Genomic DNA, 12,257 nt, shown 5'->3' on the forward strand with positions numbered 1-12,257 from the left:
GGTATGCATGTCTGTTCGGACATGGTGACAGCCTACCGTCGTGGGTGAAGGTGGAGGAGCCGGTTCAACAGCTGCGAAAGCGGAGGAAGCCATGACGAACGTGAAGGCGGAAACGATCGCGGGGGTGCGCATCCCGGACAGCGCCCTGGCCCGCGAGGCGACGGAGCTGGTGCGGGACACGGCCTCGCCGCTGTTGTTCGACCACTCGCGCCGGGTGTTCCTGTTCGGGGCGCTGCGCGGCGCCGAGCAGGGGCTGGAGTTCGATCCGGAGCTGCTGTACGTGGGCGCGATGTTCCACGACCTCGGCCTCACCGACCGCTTCGGCCGCACCGACCAGAGGTTCGAGATCGACGGCGCCGACGAGGCCCGCCGCTTCCTGCACGCCCACGGCATCTCCGGCGAACCGGCGCAGCGGGTCTGGACGGCGATCGCCCTGCACACCACCCCGGAGATCCCGCTGCACATGGCTCCCGAGATCGCCCTGGTCACCCGGGGGGTGGAGCTGGACGTGCTGGGCATCGGCTACCACGCCGTCACCGAGGAGCAGCGCGCCGCCGTGGTCGCCGCCCACCCGCGCCCCGACTTCAAGAACCGCATCCTGGCCGCCTTCACCGACGGCATCAGGAACCGCCCGGACACCACCTTCGGCAACGTCAAGGCGGACGTGCTCGCCCACTTCGTGCCGGGCTTCCGGCGTGGCGACTTCGTGGAGACGATCCTCGGGTCCGACTGGGCCGAGTGAGGCACCGATCCGGCCCTGAGCGACGATCCCGACGCCTCCTACCCGACCCGGTGCCGCCACACGACGGCACGGCCGTACGCCGAGGACGGCCGGCTGACCGGCGAGCGCGTCTACGCCGCCGGCGCCACGGAGACCGGACAAGCGGTCCTTCCTCGGCGCCACCATCCGGAACCCGGCCCGAGGGGCGACCCCCGCCCTGCTCATCAGCGGCCCGATCGGCCGAGCGGGCTCAGCCGCGGCCGGCGAGCTCCCGGGCCCTGGCCACGACCTCGGGCGTCGCCGTGGCCAGGGAGCCGCTGTCGTATGGCGGGTGGGGGTCGTACTCGGTGTAGAGCTGGATGGCCCGGGCGGTGAGTTCGTCGCTCAGCAACGCGCACAGCCCCAGGGCCAGGTCGATACCGGCGGAGACCCCGGCCGAGGTGAAGACCTTGCCGTTCCGGACGACGCGTTCCGCGGTGTAGGTGGCGCCGAACGTCTCCAGATCGTCCATCGCCAGCCAGTGGGTTGTCACGGTCAGCCCCTTGAGCAGTCCCGCCTTCCCGAGGATGAGCGCCCCGGTGCAGACCGAGGCGGTGAAGCGGGTCGTCTCGTGCATCCGGCGCACCCAGTCGACGAACTCCGTGTTGTCCAGCATCTGCCGCGCCCCCGCACCGCCCGGGACGAGCAGCACGTCGCAGGAGTCGACCTCCGAGAAGCGGGTGGGCACGTCGACCCGCAGAGCGCCCAGCACATCGACGATCCGCCCCGGTTCGGGCGCGACGAAGCGCACCCGGGCGTCGGGCACGTTCGCCAGGAGTTCGTACGGGCCGATGGCGTCGAGCGGCTCGAAGTGCTTGAAGAGCGGAATCACAATGTCCATGCCGGGGAGCCTATGCAGGCGTCCGCGTTGCCCGAGGACGCATCTGCGGACACGCCCGGGCACGCGCGGCAGGTTCACGAGAACGGATGCCGGGCCGCCCGGGCCCGGGTCGGCCAGGACCAGCGGGACCTGCCGACCCCGCTCGGCATCGCGGGGGCCGGGAACTCGCCGCGCGGGCGGACGGACGGACGCAGAGAGCCTCCAGGCGGGGCACGCGTGGTGGCTAGCCGAAGCCGCGGGCGTCCTGCTTCAGCGCGGTGTCCACGGTCAGCGCGGTCGCCACGACGAGGCTGAGCATCGGGTCGGCGAGCGGGCGGTGGATCTGGAGCACGTAGTTGTCGGCCGTGGTGAACATCGTCTTCGCCAGGCCTTCCCAGGTCTTGGTGATCCGGGCGACCTCGGTGTCCGTCCCGTCGACGATGGAGAAGTTCCAGGCCCGCCAGTTCTCCGCCTTGACGGCGCCGACCTTCTGCCCGCCGACCTCCAGCGCGAAGTTGATCCTCCCGATGGCGTTCTGCTGAACGATCTGGCCGACCTCCTCGCCGGTCGGACGCTGCACGATCACCCGCGACTTGACGAACTTCGCCGGGCGGGTCAGCAGCAGCACCGGGACGCCCCGCGGGTCCCGGATCTCCAGTTTGTGGGTCAGGTACTGGTCGAGGGAGGTGAGCAGCCGTATCGCCTTGCGCAGGCCGCTCTGGCCGACCTGGACCACCGAGCCCAGCGTGGCGCCCTGCTGGTCGAAGACCGCGTACTCGTTGGTCAGTTCGACCAGCTTCGCCTTCTGGTTTACCACCAGGACCGGCTCGGAGAAGAGGGTACCGCCGCCACCGGAGACCGGTCCGACGCCTGCCTGCCGCTGCACCTGACGCTGCACCTTGGCGGAGTTGCCGGCCGGATCGGCCGGCTGCCCGGGGATGCCGGGGGTGTTCGTGTTCTGAGACATGGCGGGCAGGTTAGGCCCTGACCCCGCCTCACGGCCACTTCACCCTTGCCGGCCGGTGACGGGCCCTCGGGCCCGGGACGATCCGCCCTGGCCGGAGCGCCGGGTCCGTCTGCGGTCATCGCGACCCGGCGCCGTTGACGGAAACGGACGTAACGCCGGTGCGGCTCCCCTCGATTGACTTGACGGTTCACCGTCATTCCAGGGCCTCGCCCTCGCCGCGCAGACGGCGATGCCCAGTCCGCGCCACCGCCCCTCCCCTCCCCCCTCGGGAAACACGACCCCCACGAAAGGACAGCCATGCTCCACTCGAAGTGGTTCGCAGCAGCCGGGACCGCCGCGGCCGTCGCCCTGCTCATGGCACCCACGGCGCAGGCCGTGCCCGCACAGGAAGCCGTCACGCAGACAGGCGTCGCCGCCGTGACCACCCTCCGCTACGACGCCACCCGGGCCCCCGGCTGGGAGGCCGCCGTCTCGGCCGGGGTCGCCTCCTGGAACTCGAACGTCCGCAACGTCAGGCTGATACCGGCTCAGCCCGGCACCCGGGCCGAGATCCAGATCATCGCCACCAGCGGCTGGCCGCAGGCGACGCTGGGCCCGGTCCGCCCGGGCGGCCTGGCCAGGGTCGAACTCGGAAGCCAGGCCGTCACCGAAGGCCACGACAAGACCCGCATCGCGGCCCACGAGATCGGCCACACCCTCGGCCTGCCGGACACCAAGCCCGGGCCCTGCTCCCAGCTGATGTCCGGCTCCAGCGCCGGCATCAGCTGCAAGAACGCCGTCCCCAACGCCACCGAGCGGGCCCGGGTCGACTCCGCCTACGCCGGCCTCACCGCCACCCCGGCCCCGGCGGACGGCCGCCTCCTCGTCGACGCGCCCTGACCCCGGGGCAGCCAACGGCGAACCACGACATCCCGCACGACCGGCCGACCGCCTGAAGCCGCGGGACACCTGCCTCGGACGTGACAGCGGCCGGCACCGGACGAAACCGGTGTCGGCCGCCTCACGCGACGACGGACTCCCGGCCCGCCGCGAACCACCCACCGACCGCCCCGCGTCCCGCCCTCGACTCCGGGCGGCCCATCCGGTGCGTCTCCGAGGAGAACACCTCCGGACGGGTCAGGACGTGCCACGCGTCGGCGTAGCGGTGGACGGCTCACCGACCGGCGACCGGACCCCAAAGGGCCGGGCGCTCGTCCCGCATGAGCCGGCACCGGTCATAGATGGCCGGGTCGTTGACATCGGGCCGGGGCGGAATCTCCGACGATGACCGACGACAGCCGGGGCTCCTGCTGCCGGCCACCGCGCTGTGCTGCGTCCGGACCGGCATCCGTCTGCTTGACGGCACCTGGGCGGCGCCGCGCATGCCGCGGCCCCCGGGGCCGGCCGTCCGCACGGTCACGAACGAGGGCCTCGGGGGGCCGTCGGGGTGTCACCCGGTGCCGGTGGCACGCGGCACCGGGTGAGTCATCGGGCTGTCGGGCTACCGCCCTCCCGCCTTGCGGCCGTGGTTGGCCTTCTTCTTCCGCCGGGCCTTCTTCTTGCGGGCGCGCTTGGACATGCCGTTCCCTCCTCGCGGGACGGGTGGTTCAGGCGGCCCGGTGGACCAGCTGGTCGGCCAGCTTGGCGAGGCGCTTCTGCGAGCGCTCCTCCTGCACGGCCGCGGCCGTCGGGGCGAGCTCGCCCCCGTCGTAGTACTCGCCGTTGATCAGCCCGGTGGAGGGCAGGCAGAGCCGGACCACGGCCGCCGCGCCCTCGGCCGCCGGTGCGCCGACCCGCCCGTACAGCGGGAGCAGCGCGGTGTCGCACAGCCCCGGGTTGAGGCTGACGGCGGTGATGCCGGAGCCGGCCGGGGCCATGTCGGCGGTCGCCATGGTCAGGGCGAGCTGCGACTGCGCGTACGCGGCGACCCGGGAGTACTTCTTCACCCGGTGCGGGTCGGTCCAGTTCATCGAGGCCGTGCGGTGCAGCGAGGAGGACACGTTGACGATCCGGGCGTCCCCGGCCGCGGACAGCGGGGCCCGCAGGAGCTTGGCGAGCAGGTGCGCGGCGAGGAAGTTGACCTGGAGCGAGACCTCGTTGCCGTCGTCGGTGAGGGTGCAGCGCTCGGGCGCCATCGCGGCGGCGTTGTTGACCAGCAGGTCCAGCGCCGGGTAGTGCTTCACCACCGTTCCGGCCAGCACGGCAACCTCCGACAGCCGTGTGAAGTCGGCTGCCAGTTCGACGAGTTGGTCCCGGCGGGCACCGGCGGCCACCAGGCGGTCGACGGCGTCCTCGGCCTCGGCGGTGGTACGGGCGTGGACCAGCACGGTGGCCCCGAGCCCGGCCAACAGGCGGGCGCTCTCCCAGCCGATCCCGGAGGAGGCTCCGGTGACGAGGGCGGTGCGGGCGGACAGAACAGCGTCGGACATGACCCATCCAAGGGTGAACGGGCACCGCCGGGGTGCCGGCGGGCGTGACGGATCACGCCCCCGGGGGCCGGCGATGCGAAGAGGGTGGAACGGGGGGAGAAGCGTCCGCCTCCCCGCATACAACGGCCGGGAGGCGGACGTCCTTGAGCGGCACACGCCGGAGGCCGGAACCTACCGGACGATGGCGACCGCGACCGCGACAACCCGCGGCCGCGGATGCGGCGGGCGGTCGTGATGGCGTGTCGAGCGGTTCATGCCCTCATCCAACGTCCTCGACGGCCGCCCGGGCAAGCCCGGCCCCGCCGCTCTGACGGTCCCCTGACGACTCCCTGACGGGCCTTTGACATCCGTGACCAGCCGAAGTAACAGCTCGCCGGATCGGCCCAGTACGAGCACCAGGAGGCCGCCGCCGACGCACGCGGTGTCGCCGAATGGGCGCCTCCGACAACCTCAAGTCGATCCTGCTGGACGCCCACCGGCTCGGCCTCTACGACGCAACCCGCTCGACGGCGTCAAGCCCCCGCGCACGACCCCAGGCGCGCCGCCATCCCCTCCCCCGCCCAGGTCCGGGACGAGTGCCCTTCCATCGAGTCCTTCAACGGTCGCCTGCACGACGAACGCCTCGACACCCACCTGTTCTGGTCCGCTACCGAACCCCACGTGCCTACGCCGCGATCTGTACCCGCTAACCGGCTCTCACACGTCTGGTGTCGTGTGCCCACATCGCGATCTCGACGCGGTTGCGTGCGTCGAGCTTGGTCATCAACGATGCGACGTGGGTCTTGACCGTGCTCAGACCGATGAAGAGCTCGGTGGCGATCTCGGCGTTGGTCCGGCCCCGTGCCACCAGCGCGAGCACCTCCTCCTCGCGCTCGGTGAGCGGGTCGATCGGCTGGACCGGTGCCACCGGCACCTGGTCGGCGAAGGTCGCCAGCAGCCGGCGGGTGACGTTCGGGGCGATCAGCGCGTCCCCGTTGGCCGCCGCGTGGATGGCCTGCACGAGGAGCTCCGGCCCGGCGTCCTTGAGCAGGAAGCCGCGGGCGCCGGCGCGCAGGGCGCCGAGGACGTACTCATCGAGGTCGAAGGTGGTGATCACGACGACCGCCATCGGGTCCCTCACGTCCGGCCCGGCCAGGCGCCGCGTCACCTCGACGCCGTCGAGCCCGGGCATCCGGATGTCGACGAGGAGGACATCGGGACGCAGCCGGGTCGCCAGGTCGAGCGCTGCGAGCCCGTCTGCCGCCTCCCCCACGACCTCGATGTCGGATTGCACGCCGAGGATCATCACCAGCCCGGTCCGGACCAAGTCCTGGTCGTCGGCGACGACAACACGGATGCTCATGCCAGCGCCTCCACCGGCAGCACGGCCTCGACCACCCAGCCACCCTCGGGCCCCGGCCCTGCGGAGAGCGATCCGCCGAGGAGCCGGGCGCGTTCGGCCATGCCCAGCAGGCCGAACCCGGGCTCCGGGGCCGGCCCCGGCTCGGTCCGTCCATCGTCGCTGACACGCAGCCTGACGGCGTCGCCCTCCCGGCGCACGTCGATCGCGACGCGGGTCGCGCTCCGGGCGTGTCGTACGACGTTGGTCAGCGACTCCTGCGCGAGCCGGTAGAGCGCGGCGTCCACGGATCGTGCCAGCCGGGCCAACGAACCGTTCAGCGAGACCTCGACTGTGGGCGTCGCGTCGGCTCGCGCCAGAGCAGGCAGGTCCGCGACACCCGGCTGCGGTGAGTAGGCGACGGCGTCCTCCTCACGCAGGACCCGCACCAGGGATCTCATCTCCGCCAGGGTTCGCGACGCTTCACACTCGATCGCGGCCAGGACCTCGACAGCCTTCTCGGGCTGGATTCCGGCGACCACGCCACCGGCCTGCGCCTGCACCGCGATGGCCGAGACGTGGTGGGCCACGGTGTCGTGCAGCTCTCGCGCCAGCGCCACCCGCTCCTGATTGCGGATCTCGCGCTGTTGGCGATGCCAGAGGTCCGCGCGGTAGCGGAACACTGCCGCGAGGGCGACGAACAACAGCAGGAGGACGCTCCCGCCGAAAACGTCGGCCCAGCCCGCGGAGGAGGCGTACATCCCCAGCGCGACGACGGCTGTCACGAACGCCGTCCCCACGACGATCTCCCGTCCCGAGCCCCATCGCACCAGGGAGTAGAGCAGGATCAGGACGGCCATCATGGAGTAGAGGTCGAGGTCCCCGGTGTGCGCAGTCAGCTGCAGGACCGAGAGCAGCCCGGCGAAGCCCCACCCGGCCAGGGCGGCCATCAGGGGGTGGCCCCGCCGCCAGAGCAGGGCAGGCATCAGCGCCAGGGCGAGCACCGTCACAAGGGGTCGCCAGGCCAGGCCCGGCCGAGCGATGCCCTCGACCAAGACGGCGGCCGCGAGCACGCCCACCAGCAGCCGGTCGGGCCGACCGATGGGTGGGGCGTCAGCAGGCCGCGGCTCGTGCCAGATGGAGCGCCGGAAAGTGAACACGGCTCCAGCCTAGGGACCGGCGCGCCTCGGTGTACCCGCCGAAAGAACGAGAGACGGACCATTCCATCGGCCAGGCGAACCCCGGCCTCCGGGCCGAGGCGCCCGCCGGCGGGCTCAGCGATCGTGGACCTACCGATTCCCACCGCAACGGAGCCCATGATGAGAATGCGTCAACCCACCACCGCCACCCTGGAAGACCAGCGGATGCCGGTACGAGCCAAGCTCGCCGCAACATGGACGAGCTTCATGTTCCTGTACGCCTACGTGGACATTCTCAACTTCTTCACGCCCGGCGTCGTCGAAGACATCCTCAACGGCAAGGTCTTCAAGTTCGACCTCTCCCAGACCTTCTCGACCACGGCGCTGATACTCGTGGCCGTCCCGATCCTCATGGTCGTGCTGTCGATGACGCTGCCCGCCAGGGTGAACCGCATCGCGAACCTCATCGTGGCCTCGCTCTACGTCCCCGTCACGGCGTTCAACGTGGTGGGCGCGTCCTGGCTGTACTTCTACGGCCTCGGCGTCGTACTGGAGCTGCTCCTTCTCGCCCTCGTCATGCGGTTCGCGTGGACCTGGCCCCGCACCGCACCGTCGACGACCGTTCACGCCCGGCCACAAGCGTGAGCCCGACAACAGTCCCCGCCCTGCTCCGAGCCACCTGCCTCGGTACCGCGGTGCGGGCCTCCTGGAGGTGGGACACCAACCACCCGGTTCTTCGTCGGTCACGGCTTCGCCGTCGCCGAGGTCCTCTACCAGGGCAGCACGGGCCAGGGCCGGGCCGCTCGGAGCGGTCCGCGAAGCCAACCATCGGGTGTGTCAGAGCCGTCTCGTGGTGAACAGGGTGGTCCCGTACTCCGCGTCCACTTCCTTCCGCTCGGTCTCGGTGAACCCGACCTTGGCCAGCACACGGCGAGAAGCGGTGTTCCAGTCCCAGACCGTGGCCCACAGGCGTTCGTACCCCGCTGACCTCGCCCATTCCAGAACCGCCAACGATGCCTCGGTCGCGTACCCCTGACGCCAAGTTCGGCGTAGCAGCTCGAACGCCAGCTCCGGTTCCCCTGGCGCCGCTCGCCCGCTGTCGACCAACCCGCAGTAGCCGATGACGTCACGAGAGGCCTTCCGCTCGACCGCCAGCAACCCGCTCGACCAAAGCTGGTTGGTGCGGATCGAATCCTCGATCTCCGCGACCGTGGGGTGTCCGTCCGCGTCGATGCGGCGGTGCTTCGGCACTCGTGGATCACGTTCGGTCCACAGCTCACGCTGGACGACAGCCTCGGCTACCCGCCAAGGTCTGAGGAGCAGACGAGTCGTCTCGAGTACAACCTCGCTGCCCGGAGTCGCGCCACCTGTCATGACAGCAACCATCTCACGGGCGAACGCCCTGTCGTGGCACAGGGTGCGCGGCCCGGTCCTGCCGATCGTGGACGCTCCCGATCCACAACTCTTGGCACCTGCCGCACCAGGACATCGGCAGCCACCGGATGTTCGGCGAGGACGACCTCGCGCACGCCGGTGCGCCACCGATGGCCGTCGCCGTCAGGGCGACGGCCATCAGCCGGTACTCGCGTTCACATCCACAAGGCGGGCCCGTCAACCCTTGACCGCTCCTGACGTGAGTCCCTGCACGATGTACCGGCTCGCGAACGCGAACAGCACCATGGTCGGCGCGATCGTCAGCACGGCGGCGGCGGACATCGAACCCCAGTCGATGTTGAAGCTGGAGATGAAGTCGTTCAGCCCGGTGGGGACGGTCTTCCTGGCATCGCTGTTCATCAAGGTGACGGACAGGAACAGCTCGTTCCAGCAGTTCACGAAGTTGAAGATGAACGCGGCGATGATGCCTGGCCGCATCACCGGGAGCAGGACCCGGAACAGCGCCCCGAACCGCGAGCAGCCGTCGATCATGGCCGCCTCCTCCAGGGTGTCCGGGATGTTCTCGAAGAAGCCTCGGAGCATCACCGTGCAGAAGGGGATGCAGATCGCCGTGTAGACCAGGGTGAGCCCGAGACGGTTGTCGACCAGGCCGAGGTCGGTCATCAGCAGGTAGAGCGGGCCGAGCGCGATGAAGGACGGGATCATCTGCGTGACCAGGGCCGCCATGACCGTCGCCCCCTTGCCGCGGAACTCGAAGCGTGCCAGCACGTAGGCCGAGAGCATCGCGATGCCGGTAGCCGTCACACCGGCGGCGGCGGCGCAGATCAGGCTGTTGACCAGGTACGTGCCGAACCGGGCGTGGGAGAACAGGCCGGTGTAGTTCTCGAAGGAGATCTGGTCCGGCCAGTAGGAGATCGGGAAGCTGAAGATCGCCCCGGGGCTCTTCAGCGAGGTCACGATGATCCAGTAGAGCGGGAACAACGTGATCACCAGCCAGGTCCCCAGGAAGGCGACGCGGGCGGCGCGGCCGGCGGCGGAGGGCTTGTTGATCATGAGGTGGATCCTTTCCGCTCGCGCGTGGCCATGAGGTAGAAGAGCGAGAAGACGAACAGCGTCGCCATCACGATGAGGCCGAGCGCGGAGGCCTTGCCGTAGTTGCCCTGCTGGGCGATGGAGATCATCCACGTCGTGACGATGTGGGTCTGGTCCGCGGGCCCGCCGCCGGTCATGCCGAAGATCAGGTCCGGGAAGTTGAAGATCCAGATGACGCGGAGCAGCACGGTGAGGCTGAGCGTCCCGCGGATCGACGGGATGGTGACGCTGAACAGCGTGCGGACCCGGCCGGCCCCGTCGAGGGCCGCCGCCTCGTAGAGTTCGTCCGGGATGGACTGCAGGGCGGCCAGGATCATGATCGCGAAGAACGTGACGCCGTACCAGACGTTGGCGACGACCACGGCGGTCATCGCCGTCTCCGGGTCGGCCAACCACGGGATCGGCCGGCTGATCAGGCCCGCCTTCTGCAGCAGGTCGTTGACGACACCGAACTCGCCGTTGAACATCCAGCGGAACAGGACGCCGATCAGGAAGCCGGAGATCGCCCACGGGAAGAAGACCAGCGCCTGGTACAGCCCGCGCAGGCGGAACCGGCGCCTGAGCCACAGCGCGATCGCGAAGCCGATCAGGAACTGCGGCACGATCGAGGCGACGACCCAGAAGACCGTGTTGTTCAGTACGGTGCCCCAGGCCGGGTCGGCGAAGATGTCCCGGAAGTTGCCCAGGCCGATCCACGCGGTGTCGGTCAGGTCGTTGAGGTTCCAGTTCCGGAAGGCCATCTGGCTGCCGGTGATCATCGGGTAGTAGACGAAGACCGAGACGGCCAGTACGGCCGGCGCGAGGAAGCCTGCGATGGTGAGTCCACGGCGGACGTTGAACACCCGCTTGCGCGAGGTGGGGCCGCCGGGGGCGGTGCGTGTGGCGCGCGGAGCGCCCCCCGTCGTGGCGGGGCGCTCCGTCTGCTCGGGAGTTGACAGTGTCATTTCCCGCCTTCCTGATGTGATTCGGGCTGCTACTGGCTCGGCTGGTTCTTCCACTTCGCGGTCCAGTACGCGTCCCAGTCGGCGAGCAGGTCCTTGGTGCCGACCTTGCCGAGCAGCATCCGCTGGACGTCGGCGTCGGCCTTCTGGCTCCACTCCGACCACCAGGCCACCGAGCGCGGCTGGACGACGGTGAGGTACTTGTCCGGGCTCTGGTTCATCGCCAGGTAGCTCGCCCAGGGCCCGGTCTTGTAGAAGGGGTCGTCGGCGGCGCTCTTGACGACCGGCACCAGGCCGTTCTCCTTGGTGAACGTGGCGGACGCCTCGCCCTCGGCGAGGAACTTGACGAGCTTGGCGGTCTCGTCCTTGTGCTTGCTGCTCGCCGCCGTTCCCCAGCCCGCGCTCCCGACCGGCTGACAGGCCTTCCCGCCCGGGCCGGTCAGCAGGGGAGCCGTGTTCCACTGGCCCGTGTTGATCGCCTTCGACTGGGCCACGGTGGCGATCACCTCCGGGTCCTGGAGCAGGAAGGCGGTGGAGCCGTTGGAGAAGCCCTGCACCATTTCCGGGAAGCCCCAGGAGACCGAGGAAGGCGGCGCGGCCTGCTGGAACAGCTTGAGATAGGCGTTCAGGGCGTCCAGCGCCTCGGGCGCCGCGAAGATGGTGCGCCCGTCGGTCAGCTTGTAGGCGTCGCCCCGGTCGATCCTGTCGGCCACGTACGCCTCGATCTGCAGCACGGCGAGGTTGCTGCCGCCCTTGCCGCCCCGGAACGCGTAGCCGTACTGGTGCTGGTCGGGCTTCTGGACGGCCGTGGCCTGGGCGAGCAGGTCGTCCCAGCTCACGGGCGGCGTGCTGAAGCCGGCCTTGGCCGTCAGGTCGGTGCGGTAGTAGAGGGTCAGGCCGTAGAAGCCGTACGGGATGTAGAAGGTACGGCCCTTGGCGTCCTTGGAGTACCTCGTGGCGTTGTCCGTCAGGCCGGCCCAGCCGCTCCAGTCCTTGAGTGCCGGCCCCATGTCGTGCAGCCAGCCGTTGGTGGCGAACGCGCCGACGGTGGTGTCGCGGACTTCGAGGGCGTCGATGCCGGTGCCGGACTGCAGCATCTGCTGGATCTTCTGGTCCGCCTGATCGGTCGGCGGCGAGATCAGGTCGACCTTGATCGTCGGGTTCTGCGCCTCGAACTCGCCGATCAGCTTCTTGAGCACGGCGGTGCGGCTCGGGTTGGTCAGGCTCTCGACCATCGAGATGCGCACCTTGCCGTCCTTGCCGTCCTTGCCGCTCGTCGAGCCGCCGCTGACGCAGGCGCTCAGCGCCAGTGCCGAGGCGATGGCAAGGATGACTGCCTTCCTGGTTCTCATCGCTGTCCTCTTTCGTGGGGGTCGATGCGCCGGGCGCATCCGGGGGGACTTCCGGGAGGGACTCC

The 12,257-nt window shown here is 70.1% G+C and carries 12 protein-coding genes; 3 read left to right on the top strand and 9 right to left on the bottom strand.

Annotation, left to right across the window (positions count from 1 at the left end; all coding sequences use genetic code 11):
• The first annotated feature begins 91 nt into the window (after positions 1-91).
• Positions 92-742, top strand: a complete 651-nt coding sequence (locus ACFZBX_RS20515) for an HD domain-containing protein (RefSeq protein ID WP_391535177.1) — start codon at positions 92-94, stop codon at positions 740-742.
• 229 nt (positions 743-971) lie between these two features.
• On the opposite strand, the gene ACFZBX_RS20520 is transcribed toward ACFZBX_RS20515, so the two are convergent.
• Both ACFZBX_RS20520 and ACFZBX_RS20525 read right to left on the bottom strand, forming a co-directional pair.
• The gene (locus tag ACFZBX_RS20520) at positions 972-1,601 is read right to left on the bottom strand and encodes a DJ-1/PfpI family protein (RefSeq protein ID WP_391535178.1); all 630 of its coding nucleotides are present in this window, start codon (positions 1,599-1,601) and stop codon (positions 972-974) included.
• A 223-nt stretch (positions 1,602-1,824) separates the two neighbouring features.
• Positions 1,825-2,547 (bottom strand): LURP-one-related/scramblase family protein, encoded by a 723-nt coding sequence (locus tag ACFZBX_RS20525; protein ID WP_391535179.1) that lies wholly within the window; start codon positions 2,545-2,547, stop codon positions 1,825-1,827.
• A gap of 297 nt (positions 2,548-2,844) precedes the next feature.
• Here ACFZBX_RS20525 and ACFZBX_RS20530 point away from each other — a divergent pair, with 297 nt between their 5' ends.
• The gene (locus ACFZBX_RS20530; protein ID WP_391535180.1) at positions 2,845-3,426 is read left to right on the top strand and encodes a snapalysin family zinc-dependent metalloprotease; all 582 of its coding nucleotides are present in this window, start codon (positions 2,845-2,847) and stop codon (positions 3,424-3,426) included.
• A gap of 707 nt (positions 3,427-4,133) precedes the next feature.
• Here ACFZBX_RS20530 and ACFZBX_RS20535 read toward each other — a convergent pair.
• The 3 genes from ACFZBX_RS20535 to ACFZBX_RS20545 all read right to left on the bottom strand — a co-directional run bounded on the left by ACFZBX_RS20535 (position 4,134) and on the right by ACFZBX_RS20545 (position 7,433).
• Positions 4,134-4,955, bottom strand: a complete 822-nt coding sequence (locus ACFZBX_RS20535) for an SDR family NAD(P)-dependent oxidoreductase (protein ID WP_391535181.1) — start codon at positions 4,953-4,955, stop codon at positions 4,134-4,136.
• 685 nt (positions 4,956-5,640) lie between these two features.
• On the bottom strand, positions 5,641-6,297 hold the full coding sequence (locus tag ACFZBX_RS20540) for a response regulator (RefSeq protein WP_391535182.1): 657 nt from the start codon (positions 6,295-6,297) through the stop codon (positions 5,641-5,643).
• A complete protein-coding gene (locus tag ACFZBX_RS20545; RefSeq protein ID WP_391535183.1) occupies positions 6,294-7,433 on the bottom strand; it encodes a sensor histidine kinase in 1,140 nt (379 codons plus the stop codon). The genes ACFZBX_RS20540 and ACFZBX_RS20545 overlap by 4 nt, the downstream gene beginning before the upstream one ends.
• A gap of 159 nt (positions 7,434-7,592) precedes the next feature.
• Here ACFZBX_RS20545 and ACFZBX_RS20550 point away from each other — a divergent pair, with 159 nt between their 5' ends.
• A complete protein-coding gene (locus ACFZBX_RS20550) occupies positions 7,593-8,057 on the top strand; it encodes a DUF6326 family protein (RefSeq protein WP_391535184.1) in 465 nt (154 codons plus the stop codon).
• Between the two features lie 192 nt (positions 8,058-8,249).
• Here the strand turns inward: ACFZBX_RS20550 and ACFZBX_RS20555 are convergent, their stop codons facing one another.
• From ACFZBX_RS20555 to ACFZBX_RS20570, 4 genes are all read right to left on the bottom strand, one after another.
• The gene (locus ACFZBX_RS20555) at positions 8,250-8,798 is read right to left on the bottom strand and encodes a GNAT family N-acetyltransferase (protein ID WP_391535185.1); all 549 of its coding nucleotides are present in this window, start codon (positions 8,796-8,798) and stop codon (positions 8,250-8,252) included.
• A 225-nt stretch (positions 8,799-9,023) separates the two neighbouring features.
• Positions 9,024-9,860: a carbohydrate ABC transporter permease gene (locus ACFZBX_RS20560; protein WP_391535186.1), complete on the bottom strand. Its 837-nt coding sequence runs from the start codon at positions 9,858-9,860 to the stop codon at positions 9,024-9,026.
• Entirely contained in the window at positions 9,857-10,843 is a 987-nt protein-coding gene (locus tag ACFZBX_RS20565; protein ID WP_391535187.1) for a carbohydrate ABC transporter permease, read from the bottom strand. The genes ACFZBX_RS20560 and ACFZBX_RS20565 overlap by 4 nt, the downstream gene beginning before the upstream one ends.
• Positions 10,844-10,872: 29 nt before the next feature.
• Positions 10,873-12,192 (bottom strand): ABC transporter substrate-binding protein, encoded by a 1,320-nt coding sequence (locus ACFZBX_RS20570; RefSeq protein ID WP_391535188.1) that lies wholly within the window; start codon positions 12,190-12,192, stop codon positions 10,873-10,875.
• Positions 12,193-12,257: the final 65 nt, after the last annotated feature.

Source organism: Kitasatospora sp. NPDC008115 (assembly GCF_042957205.1).
Classification (GTDB): domain Bacteria; phylum Actinomycetota; class Actinomycetes; order Streptomycetales; family Streptomycetaceae; genus Kitasatospora.